This is a genomic window from Micromonospora sp. NBC_00362 (genome assembly GCF_026342155.1).
Lineage (GTDB): Bacteria > Actinomycetota > Actinomycetes > Mycobacteriales > Micromonosporaceae > Micromonospora > Micromonospora hortensis.
Genome location: NZ_JAPENH010000001.1, coordinates 5,600,098 through 5,616,875, shown reverse-complemented (window position 1 = coordinate 5,616,875; position 16,778 = coordinate 5,600,098). Strand labels below are relative to the sequence as shown.

Annotated in this window: 17 protein-coding genes; 6 read left to right on the top strand and 11 right to left on the bottom strand. The window is 72.4% G+C overall.

Annotation, left to right across the window (positions count from 1 at the left end; translation table 11 throughout):
- The first annotated feature begins 242 nt into the window (after positions 1–242).
- Entirely contained in the window at positions 243–1,751 is a 1,509-nt protein-coding gene (locus OG992_RS25905; RefSeq protein WP_266304503.1) for a glycosyltransferase family 39 protein, read from the top strand.
- Positions 1,752–1,779: 28 nt separating this feature from the next.
- Here the strand turns inward: OG992_RS25905 and OG992_RS25900 are convergent, their stop codons facing one another.
- Positions 1,780–3,372 (bottom strand): PAS domain-containing sensor histidine kinase, encoded by a 1,593-nt coding sequence (locus OG992_RS25900; RefSeq protein ID WP_238687430.1) that lies wholly within the window; start codon positions 3,370–3,372, stop codon positions 1,780–1,782.
- Between the two features lie 25 nt (positions 3,373–3,397).
- Complete coding sequence (locus OG992_RS25895) at positions 3,398–4,429, bottom strand: SIS domain-containing protein (protein WP_124776247.1); 1,032 nt, start codon at positions 4,427–4,429, stop codon at positions 3,398–3,400.
- A gap of 188 nt (positions 4,430–4,617) precedes the next feature.
- On the opposite strand from OG992_RS25895, the gene OG992_RS25890 reads away from it, so the two are divergent.
- Complete coding sequence (locus OG992_RS25890) at positions 4,618–6,444, top strand: tetratricopeptide repeat protein (protein WP_266304502.1); 1,827 nt, start codon at positions 4,618–4,620, stop codon at positions 6,442–6,444.
- 97 nt (positions 6,445–6,541) lie between these two features.
- Here OG992_RS25890 and OG992_RS25885 read toward each other — a convergent pair whose 3' ends face one another.
- Positions 6,542–8,128 carry an MDR family MFS transporter gene (locus OG992_RS25885; RefSeq protein WP_238687432.1) on the bottom strand — a complete coding sequence of 529 codons (1,587 nt, stop codon included), beginning with the start codon at positions 8,126–8,128 and terminating at the stop codon, positions 6,542–6,544.
- A 105-nt stretch (positions 8,129–8,233) separates the two neighbouring features.
- On the opposite strand from OG992_RS25885, the gene OG992_RS25880 reads away from it, so the two are divergent.
- A complete protein-coding gene (locus tag OG992_RS25880) occupies positions 8,234–8,818 on the top strand; it encodes a TetR/AcrR family transcriptional regulator (protein WP_238687433.1) in 585 nt (194 codons plus the stop codon).
- A 42-nt stretch (positions 8,819–8,860) separates the two neighbouring features.
- Here OG992_RS25880 and OG992_RS25875 read toward each other — a convergent pair whose 3' ends face one another.
- From OG992_RS25875 to OG992_RS25840, 8 genes are all read right to left on the bottom strand, one after another.
- Positions 8,861–9,370 carry a GNAT family N-acetyltransferase gene (locus OG992_RS25875; RefSeq protein WP_266304501.1) on the bottom strand — a complete coding sequence of 170 codons (510 nt, stop codon included), beginning with the start codon at positions 9,368–9,370 and terminating at the stop codon, positions 8,861–8,863.
- On the bottom strand, positions 9,367–9,588 hold the full coding sequence (locus tag OG992_RS25870) for a biotin/lipoyl-binding carrier protein (protein ID WP_181518367.1): 222 nt from the start codon (positions 9,586–9,588) through the stop codon (positions 9,367–9,369). Before OG992_RS25870 ends, OG992_RS25875 begins: the two co-directional genes overlap by 4 nt.
- Before the next feature lie 205 nt (positions 9,589–9,793).
- Positions 9,794–9,958 (bottom strand): hypothetical protein, encoded by a 165-nt coding sequence (locus OG992_RS25865; protein ID WP_238668194.1) that lies wholly within the window; start codon positions 9,956–9,958, stop codon positions 9,794–9,796.
- A 59-nt stretch (positions 9,959–10,017) separates the two neighbouring features.
- A complete protein-coding gene (gene rsrA, locus OG992_RS25860) occupies positions 10,018–10,305 on the bottom strand; it encodes a mycothiol system anti-sigma-R factor (protein WP_030490399.1) in 288 nt (95 codons plus the stop codon).
- A 1-nt stretch (position 10,306) separates the two neighbouring features.
- A complete protein-coding gene (locus OG992_RS25855; RefSeq protein WP_210784612.1) occupies positions 10,307–11,131 on the bottom strand; it encodes a sigma-70 family RNA polymerase sigma factor in 825 nt (274 codons plus the stop codon).
- Between the two features lie 235 nt (positions 11,132–11,366).
- Complete coding sequence (locus tag OG992_RS25850) at positions 11,367–11,984, bottom strand: alpha/beta family hydrolase (protein WP_266304500.1); 618 nt, start codon at positions 11,982–11,984, stop codon at positions 11,367–11,369.
- A 51-nt stretch (positions 11,985–12,035) separates the two neighbouring features.
- A complete protein-coding gene (locus tag OG992_RS25845) occupies positions 12,036–12,428 on the bottom strand; it encodes a WhiB family transcriptional regulator (protein ID WP_238687436.1) in 393 nt (130 codons plus the stop codon).
- 196 nt (positions 12,429–12,624) lie between these two features.
- Positions 12,625–13,335, bottom strand: coding sequence for an SOS response-associated peptidase (locus OG992_RS25840; RefSeq protein ID WP_266304499.1), 711 nt, complete (start codon positions 13,333–13,335; stop codon positions 12,625–12,627).
- Positions 13,336–13,438: 103 nt separating this feature from the next.
- On the opposite strand from OG992_RS25840, the gene aroA reads away from it, so the two are divergent.
- Genes aroA through hisN form a run of 3 tightly spaced genes read left to right on the top strand, consistent with a single transcriptional unit; the run spans position 13,439 to position 16,719 of the window.
- Positions 13,439–14,740 (top strand): 3-phosphoshikimate 1-carboxyvinyltransferase, encoded by a 1,302-nt coding sequence (gene aroA, locus OG992_RS25835; RefSeq protein WP_266304498.1) that lies wholly within the window; start codon positions 13,439–13,441, stop codon positions 14,738–14,740.
- A gap of 55 nt (positions 14,741–14,795) precedes the next feature.
- Complete coding sequence (gene rsgA, locus OG992_RS25830; protein WP_210784616.1) at positions 14,796–15,872, top strand: ribosome small subunit-dependent GTPase A; 1,077 nt, start codon at positions 14,796–14,798, stop codon at positions 15,870–15,872.
- Positions 15,873–15,900: 28 nt separating this feature from the next.
- A complete protein-coding gene (hisN, locus tag OG992_RS25825) occupies positions 15,901–16,719 on the top strand; it encodes a histidinol-phosphatase (protein ID WP_266304497.1) in 819 nt (272 codons plus the stop codon).
- Positions 16,720–16,778 lie beyond the last annotated feature (59 nt).

The window sequence follows — 16,778 nt, the reverse complement described above, 5'->3', positions numbered from 1 at the left end:
GACAGATCGCGCTGCGCACGCGGCCGTAATCGACGTGGCGACGTGCCACGAAGCGGCGGACGACTGCGGCGGTCATGGGCCCATGCTGCCACACCCCATGGGGGCCGGCCAATGTCCACGTGCTGGATCCCACATCACGGGCCGGAGCTCAGCCGACCAGCTGGTCACCAAGGACAGTTCGGGCATAACGCGGAGAGCGCCGGTGACGCCCACGGAGGGGGTGGTCGTGGCAGGCTCGGACCGTGCGGCAATTGTCCGAGAGGTCGGCCGGGGCGGCGTGGGAGCACCTGCGCCGCCTGCCGGTCTGGCTCCCCCCGGTGCTGTTGACAGTGGCGGTGACAGTGACCGGGCTGGGCTCCGCCCAGCTCTGGCGCGACGAATTGGCGACGTGGAGCGCGGCCACCCGGTCGCCCGGCGACCTGGCCCGACTGGCCGGCACCATCGACGCCGCCACCGGGCCGTACTACCTGCTGATGCACCTCTGGACGGGGGTCTTCGGCGACTCCACGATCGCCCTGCGCGTACCGGCCGTGTTGGCGATGACAGTGACCGCCGGGCTGCTCGCCGTGCTCGGCGCGCGGCTCGTCGACCGGCGCGGCGGCCTCTTCGCCGGGCTGCTGTTCGCGGTGCTCCCCGGCACCTCCCGCTACGGGCAGGAGGCTCGCCCGTACGCGCTGGCCACCATGCTCGCCGTGCTCGCCACAGTGCTGCTGGTGGCCGCGTTGCGTCGACCGAGCTGGGCCCGCTGGGCCGGTTACGCCGCCGCCGTCGCCGCTCTCGGGCTCATCCACCTGATCGCGCTCACACTGCTCGCCGCCCACGCGCTGGTCGTCCTCATCGTCTGGTGGCGCGGCCCGGCCCCGGCCGGCATCGCCACCCCGGCCCAGCCCGACGCCGAGCGGGACCGGCGGGTGTGGCGGTGGCTGGTCGCCGTGGTGCCGGTCGCGCTGCTGGCCGGCCCGCTGCTGGTCAAGGCGCGTAGCCAGCAGTCCCGGCAGTTGAACTGGGTCCACCTGGCCCGGCTGGACGACCTGAGCGCGCTGCCCGGCGGTGTGGCCCAGAGCAGTGTGGTCGGTGGCCTGCTGGTGGGGGTCGCCGCGCTGGGCGCGGCCCGGCTCGGGCGGCGCTCCCTGCTGCCGGTCGGCGCGGTGCTGCTGCCCGTACTGCTGCTCTTCGCCGCCGGCACTGTCGTACCGCTGTGGGTGCCCCGGTACCTGGTCTTCGTGGTGCCCTTCGCGTGCCTGCTGGCGGGCGCGGCGCTGGCCGCCGTGGCCGCTCCGGCCGCGCTCGTCGTGGTGGTCCTGGCCGGGCTGCTCGGCCTACCCGACCAGGCCGCGCTGCGACGGACCCACGAGTGGCCGCGCAGCGCGCCGGTGGACTACGCGGGGGCGGCCCGGGTGATCGCCGACGGCCAACGCCCGGGGGACGCGGTGGTCTACTCGCCCCGGCACAGCTGGCTCTTCCTCGATCTCGGCATCGAGTACCACCTCAGCGACCCGCCACGCGACGTGCTGGTCACCGAGGACGAGGTCCGCCGCGGCGACCTGTGGGCCGCCGAGTGCCCCCAGCCAGCACCGTGCCTGGCCGGTACGACGAGGGTGTGGCTCGTCGTCTCCGGCCGGCACGCGGAGCCGCTGGCCGCTGTGCCCGGCCCCAAGGGCGACGCCCTACGCACCGACTTCACCGTCACCCAGGTCTGGCCGCGCCCCGGCCTGACCATTGCCCTGCTGACCAGCCGCCCCGACCGCTGACCGGCCCGTCCACGGGCAGGCCGGCGGCTCAGGTCTGCGAGCGGCCGTCGTGGGTGTTGCGGGCCAGCGGGACGACCAGCATTGCCTCGGTGCCACCGTTGGCGCCGGCACGCAGTTCGATGGTGCCGCGCAGCTCCCCGGTGATCAGCGCTCGGACGATCTGCAGGCCGAGCCGGCTGCCGCGTTCGGCGTCGAAGTCCGGGGGCAGGCCGCGCCCGTTGTCGGTCACCGAGACGTGCAGCATCTTGCGGAACCGGTGCGCGGAGACCACCACCTCGGGTCGCAGCGACGGGTCCACCTCGGGCGCGGCGACCGGCACCATGCCGGAGGCGGAGGCCACCGGGGGATCCTCCGCCTCGTCGGCCGGTGGGAAGCCGTGCTCGACGGCGTTGAGCAGCAACTCGTTGAGAACCATCACCAGCGAGGTGGCGATCTCCGCCGGCAGTACGCCGAAGCTGCCCCGCCGGCGCATGCCGACGCTCACCTCGGTCGCCGCGACCTCGGTCGCCGCGCTGGCCACCCGGTCGACGATGCCGTCGAACTCCACCGCCTCGTCGCTGGACATCGAGAGGGTCTCGTGCACCAGGGCGATCGAGGCGACCCGACGGACCGATTCCTCGAGCGCGACCCGGGCCTCCGGCATCGCCACCCGGCGGGCCTGCAACCGCAGCAGCGCGGCCACCGTCTGAAGATTGTTCTTCACCCGGTGGTGGATCTCCCGGATGGTGGCGTCCTTGGTGATCAGCGCCCGGTCCCGGCGGCGTACCTCGGTGATGTCCCGGACCAGCACCAACGCTCCGATCGGCACCCCGGCCGGCATCAGCGGCAGCGCCCGGGTGAGCATCGTGGCACCTCGTGCGTCGATCTCCCGGCGGGGTGGCGCCTCACCGCGCAGCGCGGCCAGGATGCCGTTCGAGGCCTCGGTGCCGTCCAGCGGGTCACCGGCCAACCGGCGGTGCAACGCGGCCAGGTCCTCCCCCACGAGGTGCGAGGCGTAGCCCAGGCGGCGGTACGCGGACTGCGCGTTCGGGCTGGCGTAGGTGACCTTGCCGCCGGCGTCGAGCCGGACCAGGCCGTCGCCGACCCGGGGCGCCGATGTGGTCTCGCCCGGATGCCGCGGCGGCGGGAAGGTGCCGTCCGCGATCATCTGCGCCAGGTCGTCGGCGGTGGTGAGGTAGTTGAGCTCCAGCTGGCTGGGCGTACGCGCGGTGGAGAGGTTGGTGTCCCGCCCCACCACGGCGATCACCTCGCCGGCCTCCCCCTCGGCGGTACGCAGCCGAACCGGGATCGCCTCGTGGCGGGCCGGCACGTCGCCGTACCAGACCGGGTCGCCCTCGCGCCAGATCCGGCCCTGGGAGTACGCCACCCCCAGGTGGGCCACCTCCGGACCGCCGACGATCCGACCCACCTGGTCGTCCTGGTAGGCGGTCGGTGCGGTGGTCGGGCGCACCTGGGCGACGCAGAGGAACGTGCCGTCGGCGTCGACCGGCACCCAGAGCAGCAGGTCGGCGAAGGACAGATCGGAGAGCAGTTGCCAGTCGCCGGCGATCCGGTGCAGGTGGTCGATGTCGGCCGGACGGAGATGGGTGTGCTCCTCGGCGAGGTCGCGCAGCGTGGACACGGTGACCAGGGTGCCACGCCGCGCCTCACATCGTCGCGGTGACCTTCTTCAACCCGCGCGGCGCGTCCGGGTCCTCGCCTCGGGTGAGCGCCAGGGCCAGCGCCAACCGCTGCATCGGCAGGATGTCCAGGAGCGGGGCGTACCGCTCGTCGACCTCGGGGACGGCCAGCCGGGTGGCGCCCGGTACGTCGGCGGAGCCGACCACCACGACGTCGGCGCGGCGTTCGCCGAGGCGCGGCAGCACCTCACCCATCGACCGGCCGCCGGGGCCGGAGCCGACCACGGCGAGCACGGGGACCTCCGGGTCGGTCATCGCGAGCGGGCCGTGCAGCAGGTCGGCGCCGGAGAAGGCGAGTGCCGGCAGGTACGAGGTCTCCATCAGCTTCAGCGCGGCCTCCCGCGCGGTGGGGTAGGCGTACCCCCGGCCGGTGGTGACCAACTGCCGGGCGAACCGGTAGCGCGGGGCGAGCTGGGCCGGGGTGCCGTCGGCCAGGGTGCGGGCGGCCAGCTCGGGCAGTGCGTCGAGCGCCTCCCGTTCGGCCTTCGGGAGCACGCCGTCGCCGGCCCGGATCCCCTCCACCAGCATCAGCAGGGCGAGCAGCTCCGCGGTGTACGTCTTGGTGGCGGCCACCGCCCGCTCGTGCCCGGCGGCGATGTCGACGCTCAACTCGGCCACGTCGACCAGCGGCGAGTCGGGGGCGTTTGTCACAGCGAGGGTCAGCGCACCGGAGGCTCGGGCGGCGCGCAGCACCTCGGCCAGGTCGGGCGAGCCGCCGCTCTGGCTGACCCCGACGACCAGCGCGTCGGAGAGGTCGGGGCGGGCCCCGAACAGGGTGACGACGCTGGGCGAGGCCAGCCCGGCGGGCAGGCCGAGCCGGATCTCGGTCAGGTAGGCCCCGTAGAGCGCCGCGTGATCGGAGGTGCCCCGCGCGGTGAAGACCACGTGCCGTGGCCGACGTTCCGCGATGACCGCTGCCACCCGGGCGATCTCGGCGGCGTTGGCAGCGGAGAGCAGGCGCGCGTAGCCAGCCGGCTGCTCGTCGATGTCGGCTGCCATTCCAGCCCCTGCACGTGTCACGGAAACCCTCCCCCTGCGCGGTTGCCGCGCGATTCTTGCTCAGTCTTGCACTTTTGAGCGTATCTCAGCAATCGAACGAGCAGGATTGCGCAGCTGATCACCAGTTGATCTCAATATCAACTAAGCTTTACCCGTTGCACCCGGTCTAACTGCCACGAGAGGACGACGTGCCCGAGGGAACGGACGATCCCGCGCTCTCCGCGACGGAGGAGCTGGCGCTGGCCCGGCTGGCACTCGACGAGGGCGACCTGCACCACGCCGCCGGCCACCTCGCCGGCGCGTTGGCACGGGCCCCCACCCTGCCGGAGGTGCACGAGACGCTGGCCCGGCTCGCCGTGTCGAGCGGCGGCGGCCTCGACCTCTTCCCCATCAACCACCACACGTTCGTCGGCGCGGTCGTCGCCCGCGCCCACCTCCTCGCCACCGCCGGGCGCCCCGCCGAAGGGCTGGAGCTGCTGGCCGCCGCGACGTCGTACGCGCCCGGCACCGAGTGGGCCGGCGTGCCCTGGGTCACCGCGCCCGAGCTGGCCGAACGACTGGAACCGGAGCACATCGCCCGCGTCCTCATGCAGGTCTGCGCCGCACTACCCGACCCGGTGCCGCGGATCGGCCGGGCCCCGCTGACCCCGTACCTCACGCTCGCCCGCAACGCGGCCACAGTGCACCCCGAACACGGCCTGCTGCTGGGCGCGGCGTCCGCGCTGGCCCGGCGCCTCGGCGAGGTCGAGCTGGCGGTCCGCTGGGCCACCCGAGGGGTACGCGCACAGCCCTCGAAGATGGGCGAGGTGTGGCTCGGGTACGCGTACCGCAGCTCGGGCCGGACCCGCGACGGCCTCGCGGCCCTCGGTCGGGCCGTCGAGCTGGACCCCGACGACCTGGCGATCTACGCGGACATCGCCGGCACCCTGGCCGAGATCGGCCGACTGGACGAGGCGTTGGAGTGGACCGAGCGGGCGCTGGCGCGCGATCCGTCGTTCGACTGCGCGGTGCACACCGCCCACCGCCTGCGGCACCTGCGCGACGGTGACCTCGCCCACCTTGTCGCGCTCGCCGACTTCGTGCGGGACCACCCGGACGACAGCCACGAGCACGGCGACCTGGCCCAGTGCTGCCGAGGTAGGCCCTGGCTCGGCCAACTCACCCCGGCCGGTGGGCCCCTGGTCGACGCCATGCGCCAGGCGGTGGCCGATGACGAACTTGGTCTCGGTGGTGCCGTACGCCTGCCCGCCGCCGCCCCGCCGAGCGCGGTCGGGACGGCGATCTCCACCGCCCCCGGGCTGCGGATCGAGGTGGTCGGCACGCCCGAGCCCGACCCGCGCGAGCCCCGCCGGGAGACCGCTCAGCGGTTGTGGCACTACGCGGACGCCGTCCCGACGCCCGCGCTCGCGGCGCCCTCGGCGACGGCTGTCGAACGGATCGGGCAGATCGCCCACCCGGCGTGGGCACATCCACCGGCGGCGTACGACGCCGCGGTGGGCCTGGCCGGCCTCGACCTGGGCGACCTGCTCGGTTTGCTGGTGCACCCGCCGGCGGCGCCGGCCAACGCGGTGGGTCGACTGCTGGCGGCCCACGACCCGTCGGTCTGGGTCCGTGGAGTGCAGGTGTGGGCCTGTCTGGGGCTGCTGCACCACCGCACCGACGAGCCGTGGGAGGGCTCGACCCGGCGCCGGGTGCTGCTCGATCTGATCTGGGGCGTCGAGGACTGGGTCACCGAGGCGGCGCTGTTCGCCCTGGTCACGGCCGCCTGGGTGGACCCCTCGGTGCGGTCGGACGTGGCCCGGGTGGTGGCGGAGCGGCTGGCCGACGCGGCTGCCGTGGCGCGGAGCCGACCGGTCCCGATCGCCGCCTCGCTCGCCCACCTGGCACTCGCCGCCCCGCAGTTGGATCCGGCGACGGCGGCACTGGCCACCGAACTGCTGGCCACCTACTCCCCCCGGCTCCCCCGCCCCCGCAACCCCCTACGCCGCCTCTGGCAACGCCTGCTCCGCCGCTGACTCCCACCACCCCGCGATCTTGCACTTACTGTCGCCGTTTTGTCGGAAACAGTGCTTATGCACGCGCACAAAGTGCAAGATCGCGGAGGTTCGTGGGTCAGGCGACCGGGGCCTTGCCGAGGGCGACCTCGGCGTCCTCCTCCGGGGTGGCCTGCGGCGGCGCCTCGTTCGCGGTGCGCAGCGGGATCTCCTTGATGAACCAGGCGAGCACCGGGATCACGATGGTGAACAGCACCGCCCAGAGGAAGACGTGCGAGATGGCGTCGGACAGACCACCGAGCACCGCCTCGCGCGCCTGGGCGGGCAGTTCCCTGAGCTTCTCCAGGTCCATCCCGGCGCCGGCCTCGCCGCCACCGAAGGCCCGGCCGCCCTCGGAGCTGGCCAGCCGGTTGGCGAAGATCGCGCCGAACAGCGAGATGCCGAACGAGCCGCCGATCGACCGGAAGAAGGTGGCCGCGCCGCTGGCCGCGCCGAGGTCCTTCTGCTCCACGCTGTTCTGCGCGATCAGCATCGACGTCTGCATGAGGAAGCCCATGCCGACGCCGAGCACGATCATGTAGAGCGAGGACATCAGCTTGCTGGTGTCGGTGTCGAGCATGGACAGCAGCGCCATGCCCGCCGTCATCGTCACGCCACCGATGATCGGGTACGCCCGGTACCTGCCGTTGCGGGTGATCGCCCGGCCGATGACCAGCGAGACGACGAGCATGCCGAACATCAACGGCAGCAGCAGCAGACCACTGTTGGTGGCCGACGCCCCCTGCACTGTCTGCTGGTAGAGCGGCAGGAAGTTCATCGCGCCGAACATCGCGAAGCCGAGCAGGAAGCCGATCACCGAGATCAGCGCGAAGTTACGGTTGGCGAAGAGCGCCAGCGGCAGGATCGGCTCCTGGACACGGCGTTCCACAAGGCCGAACGCCGCCAACGCGACGACGGCCAGCACGGCCAGGCCAAGGATCGGCAGTGACACCCAGTCGTACTCGTTGCCACCCCAGGTGGTGATGAGCACGATCGCTGTGATGCCGACCGAGAGCAGCCCGGCGCCGAGCCAGTCGATCCGATGCTCGGTGCGGTACTTGGGCAGGTGCATGGTGGTGATCAGCACGAGCAGCGCGATTCCGCCCAGCGGCAGGTTCACGTAGAACGCCCAGCGCCACGAGAGGTGGTCGGTGATGAACCCGCCGACCAGCGGGCCGGCGACCATGGCGATGGCCATGATGCCGGCGATCATGCCCTGGTAGCGCCCGCGCTCGCGGGGCGGGACCAGGTCACCGATGATCGCCATCACGCCGACCATGAGGCCACCGGCGCCGAGGCCCTGCACGGCCCGGAAGGCGATGAGCTGGACCATGCCGTCCTCTGGGCCGCCGAGCATCCCGGAGCCGGCCATGCCACAGAGGGCGGAGCCGACCAGGAAGACGACGACCGAGGTCAGGAAGACCGACTTGCGGCCGTAGAGGTCACCGAGCTTGCCCCAGATCGGGGTGGAGACGGTGGTGCCGAGGACGTACGCGGTAACCACCCAGGTGAAGTGGTTGAGCCCGCCGAACTCGCCGACGATCCGCGGTAACGCGGTGCTGACGATCATATTGTCGAGCATCGCGAGCATCATCGCGATCATCAGCCCGAACAGCACGACCCGGATGTTGTTGGGTCGAGTGCCGGCCTGGGTTGCCTGAGTCATGGGTAAGCTCCCCCCGAGGATTGCCGTACTTACTTGCCGCCCGGCTAGTCACCTTACTAGCCGCACGGTAAGTTGGGTACAAGCAACGGTCAAGCCATTTGGAGGGTGTGCGTGAGCGAGAGCACAGGCGGCGGAACGCGGGAACGGATCAAGGCCGTCGCGCTCGAACTCTTCACCGAGCAGGGGTACGAGAAGACCTCGCTCCGGGAAATCGCCGAGCGCCTCAACGTCACCAAGGCCGCGCTCTACTACCACTTCAAGAGCAAGGACGACATCGTCGCCAGCTTCGTCGAGGACCGGCTGGAGGGGATGGATGCGCTGATCGCCTGGGCCGCCACCCAGCCCGCCACCCTGTCCACCCGGCGCGAGCTGATCTCCCGGTACGCCGACACGATGTTCGACGGCACTCAGCCGTCGGTGATGCGCTTCTTCGAGCAGAACCAGACCGCGCTCAAGAGCCTCTCCTCCGGGCAGAAGATGCGCGGTCGGATGTTGGAGCTGGCCGACGCGCTCTGCCGGGGCGACGACTCCCCCGCCGCCCAACTGCGCGCGGCGCTGTCAATCTTCGCTGTGCACACCAGCTGGTTCGCGGTCCGCGCGCCGCACATCAGCGACGACGAACGCCGCAAGCTCGCCCTGGAGGTGGCAGACGAACTGCTGGCCGCCATCGGCACGCAACCCGACGCCTGACCGGGCGTGATCGTGCCGGCCCGGGGCTCGTCGGTCGCCGGCTCAGCCGCGCGTCAGCTCCAGCCGCAGGCCGAGCAGATCCACACCCGGCAGCGGTGACCAGTCCTTCTCCGGAGAACGGACGAAACCGCGCCGCGAGTAGAGCCGGTGCGCCGAATCGGCCATCCCGGCCCGGACGCAGATCGCCACCGCCGTGCAACCCAACTCGGTCGCCCGGTCGACACACGCCTCGACCAGCGCGGCACCCACACCCCGCCCCTGGGCGCCCGGGTCGACGGCGAGCATCCGGAACTCCGCCTCGCCCGGCCCCGCCAGTTCGGCGAACGGGGTGCCCGGCAGCACGAACGTGACCGAGCCGAGCACCGCCCCGGTCACCTCGTCGACTGCGATCAGCACCTCGCCGCTGGCGGCTCGGGTCGACACGTCGGCCAGCACCTCGCCGTACCCGTGTTCGCCCTTGAGCTGGCCGTCCGCCTCGTACGCGGCCACTGTCAGCCGGGCCACCGCCGGGAAGTCGGCCGACTCGGCCGAACGGACCCGCAACCCGGTCAAGCGATCACCGCGATCAGGTCACCGTCCTGCACGACGTCGCCCTCGTTGACGACGAGCTGCTGGAGCACACCATCGGACTCGGCGACGACCGGGATCTCCATCTTCATCGACTCGAGGATCACCAGGGTGTCGCCCTCGGTCACCGTGTCACCCGCCGTGGCGACGACCTTCCAGACGTTGGCCACCATCTCGGCGCGGATCTCCTCGGCCATGTCCAGGCCCTCCCTCTTCGCGACGTGCCTGCCGATGTATCCAATCATGCGTCGACCGGCGATGGGCGGGCAGCGGCGCAGCCGGGATGACAGGCCCGCCCTGGGGAAGGCGGCGGCTGTCGACCGCACTACCATCAGCGGGTCGGACCCGACGCCGGACCGCCGGTGGCCGCATCCGCGCCGAGGTCGTGCGCAGGACGGATCCGACCCATCACGAGGAGGTCAGCATGGCGAAGAAGTCCCGGAAGAAGAAGGCTCGTAAGAAGAACGCCGCGAACCACGGCAAGCGTCCCAACTCCTGAACGGGTCGACGGGCCGACTGCCCGTCGCCGCTCAGCCGGCCGAGGCCGGGTACACCGGTGGCCCGGGTCGACATCGACCCGGGCCACCGGTCTTGCCAGCTGGTGCCGGCGCTCGATCGGCCAGCTCAGACGATCAGTCGGCCAGCTCACGAGAGTCGCTGGTCTCGAAGACCACCAGCTCGGTGAGCTTGACCCGCAGCCGCTCGCGCAGCTGATCCGGCGCGGTCTCGTTGCCACAGCAACGCGCCACCAGCGCCCGCACCTCCTGCTCCAGCCCGTACTCGCGCAGGCAGGGCCCGCACTCGTCCAAGTGGTGCCGGATCAGCGAGCGGCGCTCGTCGGCGCACTCCAGATCCAGGTAGAGATACACCTCCGCGAGCACTTCGCGGCAGTCCGTCTCGTGCGGCTCCCCACAGCTCACGTCACACCTCCCGGCCGGCAGCGGCGGTCGAGCCCTTCGCCGAGCGGGCCGCACTGAAGCCCCGCTCCCCGGCGTAACGCTCGAGCAGCTTGCGCAGATTACGACGGCCCCGGTGCAGACGCGACATCACGGTGCCGATCGGCGTGCCCATGATGTCCGCGACCTCCTTGTAGGAGAAGCCCTCGACATCGGTGAGGTAGACGGCCAGGCGGAACTCCTCCGGCAACTGCTGGAGGGCCTCCTTGACGTCGCTGTCCGGCAGCCGGTCCAGTGCCTCGGTCTCGGCCGAGCGCAACCCGCTGGAGGTGTGCGACTCGGCCTCGGCGAGCTGCCAGTCGGTGATCTCCTCGGTGGGCGCCTGGATCGGCTGACGCTGCCGCTTGCGGTAGGAGTTGATGTAGGTGTTGGTCAGGATCCGGTAGAGCCAGGCCTTGAGGTTCGTGCCCTGCTCAAACTGGTGGAAGGCCGCGTACGCCTTCAGGTACGTCTCCTGGACCAGGTCCTCGGCATCCGCCGGGTTGCGTGTCATTCGCAGCCCAGCAGCGTAGAGCTGATCGACGAATGGCATCGCGTCCCGCTCGAATCGGGCCCTGCGCTCGTCCGTCTTCTCGGTGGTCAACCGCACATCCCCTCGCGTCGGATGCTTTCCCGCCGAGGATACGCGCACGGACCTGCCCGCAGATTCACTTCCGGCCGGTGTGCCCGTGCTCACCGCACCCACCACGCCCGGTCCCGCCGTCGCCGGCCACTCCGGACCGTCCAGCAGCCGCTTCAGCTGCCGGGCGTCCCGCTCGTCCCGTTCCAGGCTTCGTGTCTCGGTTGGCACCGGTCACCCCCCTCGAAGAAAAGTCGTCCGGGGGTAGTAACGCGAGATGACCACTGGGGCATTCCGGCCGGTCCTCCCCGTTCCTGGTCCCGGCCCCGACGTCGGCCGGCGCTGGGACCAGGAAGGGCCTGGGAGGACTGGTGTAACGGGCCCTGCTCGGGCCTGCGGCACCAACGGATGCAACGACCCGTGCCCGCGCCGGAAACGGTCGCCCCGGCGAGCCGACCGCGACGCGTCAGCCGGCCGCCCAGCCCTGGGCGGACAGCCAGTCGCGCACCGCGGCGGCGGTGCCGGCCGGATCGCGGCGCAGGTCGTGCGTCTCACCGGGACGGCTCACCACCTGCACTGCCGGTCCCGGCTCCGGGGTCCCGAACGGATCCCGGTCTCCGTTGACGACCAACGTCGGCAGGCCCGTGCCCAGTTCCGCGGCGCGCGAGCGTTCCGGCCGGCCGGGCGGGTGCAGTGGAAAGGCCAAGGCGACCACGCCCACCGCGCCCACCGCACGGGCCGTCCGACAGGCCACCCGTGCGCCGCTGGAACGCCCACCGACCACCACCGTCGGCACGTCGGCGTGCCGGTCACGCAGCTCGGCGAGCACCGCCGCCCAGGCCTCGTCGAGGTGACCTGCCGGTGCCGGGGCACGTCGACCGGCGACCCGGTAGGGCTGCGTGACCCGGACCACCGCCAGGCCGGCCGCCACCGACGCGTCCCGGACCGCGAGCAGGTCGGGCGCGTCGACGCTGCCGCCCGCGCCGTGCCCGAGGACGAGCAGGGCGGTGGCCGGGCGGACCGGCAGGTCGGTGTCGATCCACGCCGGACCGCGCGGGGTGTCGATCTCGTTGCTGGCTGGCACCGGCCTATTCTGCGCCGCCGGACGGGCGTCGGGTGCGAACCGGGCCGCCGATCAGCTCAGCGGGACCAGGGCCAGCAGGCGATCGCGCACCGGCGGGCCCGCGTCGTCGACGGCGTCCGGATCGGGTTCGACCTCGCCGCGCCAGGCGACAAGCATCGCCCGTCGTTCCCGCGGCGTGGTGCCGCCCCACACGCCGTGGCAGTCACCGACGTCGAGGGCCCAGGCCAGGCAGGACCCCTGCACGTCACAACTGCGACACAGCGCGACGGCGGCGTCCGCCGGCTCGTTCGGTGCCGGAAAGAATGTCTCCGGATCGACGCTCTGGCAGGTTCCTCTGGTGCGCCATGCGTCGTCCTGTCGCCGTTCTCGCACGGCCCGCAGCAGTCGCGGATCTCGCCGCGCCGCCGCCACCTCGTGCGGGCGCGGCATACGTGCCCGTGTCATCCACCCACCTCCCCCGTGGGACCGGCAAGAGCTGTGGACGTCGTCCGCCCCGTGCGGACCGACAGCCACTACCGGCGCTGTGTTCTATCGCACTTCGCAACACCGGGACAAGGGTCTGCCGGGAACATGACTGAACAGCCAGGAGACGAATCGCGCGGAACCCTGGCAAATCGGCGGCCGACGATGCGCGGCGGCGTCAGAAGAGGGTCAGCTCCTGCGGTGTCACAGTCGGCGCCACCGCCACCCGCGCGGTCAGCTGTGGCCCGTCGTTGCGAACGTCTCCCACCGCCGCGCCCACCGGGCGGATCTCCAACCCGGCCAACTGCTCGGCCGACGCCGGAGTGAGCAGCCGCTCCGGCTCCTCGGTCGGCGCGAGCCACGACGACCACCGCTCGGGTGGCAGCAGCACCGGCATCCGGTCGTGCACCTCGGCCAGGTCGCCGAGCGCCGCGGTGGTCAGCACGCTGAAGGTGAGCCGGGTCTCCGCGTCGGACTTCCAGACCGACCAGATGCCGGCCAGCGCGAGCACCGAGCCGTCCCGGGGGGTCATGAAGTACGCCTGTCGCCCGCCCTCGGGCAGCCGGACCCACTCGTACCAGCCGTCGGCCGGAACCAGGCAACGGCGACGGGAGAAGGACCGGGCGTACGCCCGGCTGGTGGCCACGGTCTCCGCCCGCGCGTTGATCATCCGGGCGGCTCCCGAGGCGGACCGGGACCAGTGCGGCAACAGACCCCAGCGACCGACACAGAGGCTGCGGTGCCTCTCCGGGCTGACCCGGACCAGCGGCACCGGGTCGGTCGGCGCGACGTTGTGGTCCGCCCTGATCAGGCCGTCGGAGTCGTCGGACGACTCGAACAGCGCGCTCAGCTCGCCGGAGCTCCGGGTCGTCGCGTACCTGCCGCACATGGGGCACACGCTAACGCGTCGGAGGCCCCGTCGGCTGTCCCGCCAACCGGGAGTACGAGTGCCGGGCGCCGCCGCCCGCCCGCCGACACGGCAGAATGTAACCGTGGGCAACCTGACCGCGACCCGGCCGCCGCAGCCGTGGACCGCACCGACCGCATCCGACCCGGTGGCGGCGACGCTGCGCCTGCCCGGTTCCAAATCGATGACCGCCCGGGCCCTGGTGCTCAGCGCACTGGCCGCCGGCCCGTCGACACTGGCCCGGCCACTGCGCGCCCGCGACACCGAGTTGATGGCCGCCGGCCTGCGGGCGATGGGCGCACACGTCTCGATCAGCGACGACGAGCGCTGGCTGGTCCGACCGCACCCGCTGGCCGGCCCCGCCCACGTCGACGTCGGGCTGGCCGGCACCGTGATGCGGTTCGTGCCACCGGTGGCGGGCCTGGCCGACGGGCAGGTCACGTTCGACGGTGACCCGTACGTGCGCACCCGCCCACTCGGCCCGCTGGTCGGCGCGCTGCGCTCGTTGGGCGTTCGGATCGACGTCACCGGCACCGGCAGCCTGCCGCTGACAGTGCTCGGCACCGGCCGGGTCACCGGCGGCGAGGTCGTGATCGACGCGTCGGCCTCCAGCCAACTCGTCTCCGGGCTGTTGCTGGCCGCCCCACGCTTCGACCGGGGCGTCGTGGTCCGCCACGTCGGCCCGCCGGTGCCCTCCGCGCCGCACGTTCGGATGACGGTGCAGATGCTGCGGGCCGCCGGCGCGGCGGTCGACGACAGCACCCCCGACGTCTGGGCAGTCGAGCCCGGCCCGCTCACCGGGCGCGGCTGGGACATCGAACCGGACCTCTCCGGCGCCGTGCCGTTCTTCGCCGCCGCGCTGGTCACCGGCGGCGAGGTCACCTTGCAGGGTTGGCCGCACAGCAGCGGTCAGCCGGTCGAGAAACTCCGCTCGCTGCTCCAGCGGATGGGCGGCGAGGTCACCCTCTCCACAAACGGGCTGACCGTCCGTGGCACCGGCGTGGTGCACGGTCTGACCGCCGACCTGTCCGACGTCGGCGAGCTGACCCTCGTGCTGACCGCGCTGGCAATGCTGGCCGACTCGCCGTCGGTGTTCACCGGCGTCGGGCACATCCGTGGCCACGAGACCGACCGGCTCGCCGCGCTCGCGCGCGAGTTCGGCGGGCTCGGGGCGGACATCACCGAAACGCCGGACGGGTTGGAGATCCGGCCCCGACCGCTGCGCGGCGGCGTCTTCCGCACCTACCACGACCACCGAATGGCGCACGCCGCAGCGGTGGCCGGGCTGGCCGTTCCGGGCATCGAGGTGGACGACGTGGGGTGTACCTCCAAGACCATGCCCGAGTTCCCGGCACTATGGTCAGCGATGGTGACCGGCAAGAGCTGACGCGAGAAGAGGACAGGTCCTGGCGACCAAACGGCGGGAGTACGACGAGGACGACGTGCGGGTCCGGCCCGGAAAGTCGTCGCGCCCGCGTACGCGCACCCGCCCGCAGCACGCCGACGCTGTCGACGGGTTCGTCATCGCCGTCGACCGGGGGCGCTACACCTGCGTGCTCTCCGGGGCCGAACGTGGCGTGGTCGGCGCCGAGCTGCCCACTGTCACCGCCATGCGGGCCCGCGAGCTGGGCCGCAAGTCGGTGGTGGTCGGTGACCGGGTCAGCCTGGTCGGCGACACGTCCGGCGCGGAGGGCGCGCTCGCCCGCATCGTGCGGATCGCCGAACGTCGTTCGGTGCTGCGCCGCACCGCCGACGACGACGAGACCACCGCCGAGGGGCGGCTGGAACGGGTCGTGGTGGCCAACGCGGACCAGTTGGTGATCGTCAGCGCGTTGGCCGACCCGCCGCCGCGCACCGGGTTCATCGACCGCTGCCTGGTGGCCGCGTACGACGCGGACGTCGAGCCGCTGCTCTGCCTCACGAAGGCCGACCTGGCCGGGCCGGAGGAGGTGCTCGGCTACTACACCGAGCTGGAGCTGCCGTACGTGCTCAACCGCCCCGACTCCGACCTCGACGCGCTCCGCGCGCTGCTCAGCGGCAAGGTGTCGGTGCTGGTCGGGCACTCCGGGGTGGGCAAGTCGACGCTTGTCAACCGCCTCGTTCCGGACGCGCTGCGCGCGGTCGGCGTGGTCAGCGCGATCGGCCGGGGCCGGCACACCTCGACCAGCGCGGTGGCGCTGCGACTACCACCGGTGCCCGGGATAGACACCGATCCTGGCTGGATCATCGACACCCCCGGCATCCGCAGCTTCGGGTTGGCGCACGTCTCGGCCGACAGCCTGCTGCACGGCTTTCCGGACCTGGTCGAGGGCACCGTCGACTGCCCACCGAACTGCCCCCACACTGCCGACGAGGCCGACTGTGGGCTGGACGCCTGGGTGGCCGCCGGTAAGGCCGACCCGCGCCGGCTGGCCTCGTACCGTCGGTTGCTCGCCTCCCGGGCCGGCGAGGGCGACTCGCGCGGCGACAGCGACCAGCGCGGCCCCGGCGAGGGTGACCGGCGCGGCCCCGACGAGTGACCCGAAGGGCGTGGGCTAGGTTGCCGGCATGACCGGGTACGCCGACGACCTCGCCCTCGCCCACCTGCTCGCCGACCGGGCGGACGCCATTGCCACGGCCCGGTTCCGCGCGCTCGACCTGCGCGTCGAGGCGAAGCCCGACCTGACCCCGGTCTCCGATGCGGACACCGCGGTGGAGCGGGACATCCGGGCCCTGCTGGCCGAGCACCGACCGACCGACGGCCTGCTCGGCGAGGAGTACGGCGCGCAGCCGCCCGCCGACCCGAACGGCCGCCGGTGGATCATCGATCCGATCGACGGCACCAAGAACTTCGTCCGTGGCGTGCCGATCTGGGCCACCCTGATCGCGCTCTACGACGGCGACCAGCCCGCGGTCGGCGTGGTGTCCGCACCAGCGCTCGGACGACGCTGGTGGGCCAGCGCGGGTGCGGGCGCGTACGCCGGGCCGGGCCCCGCGGCCGGCGAGCGGATCGGCGTGTCAGCGGTGCGGGGGATCGCGGACGCCAGCTTCTGCTACTCGTCACTGAACGGGTGGGAGGAAGCCGGGCGGCTCGACGCTGTGCTCGACCTGATGCGGGACACCTGGCGCAACCGGGCGTACGGCGACTTCTACGGCTACATGCTGTTGGCCGAGGGGGCACTGGACGTGATGGCCGAGCCGGAGTTGTCACTGTGGGACGTGGCGGCGCTGGTGCCGATCATCACGGAGGCGGGTGGCACGGTCACGGATCTGGCCGGACAACCGGCCCCCGCCGGCGCTCCGGGCACCGACAGCAGCGTGGTGGCCACCAACGGTGTGCTGCACGCCGACATCCTCGCCCGCCTCAATCGACCAGCCGAGCGCTGACCCCCGGCAACCTCTATCCTCGCCAGGTGGTCTCCTCCGGTTGGTGCTTTCTCGCGGCG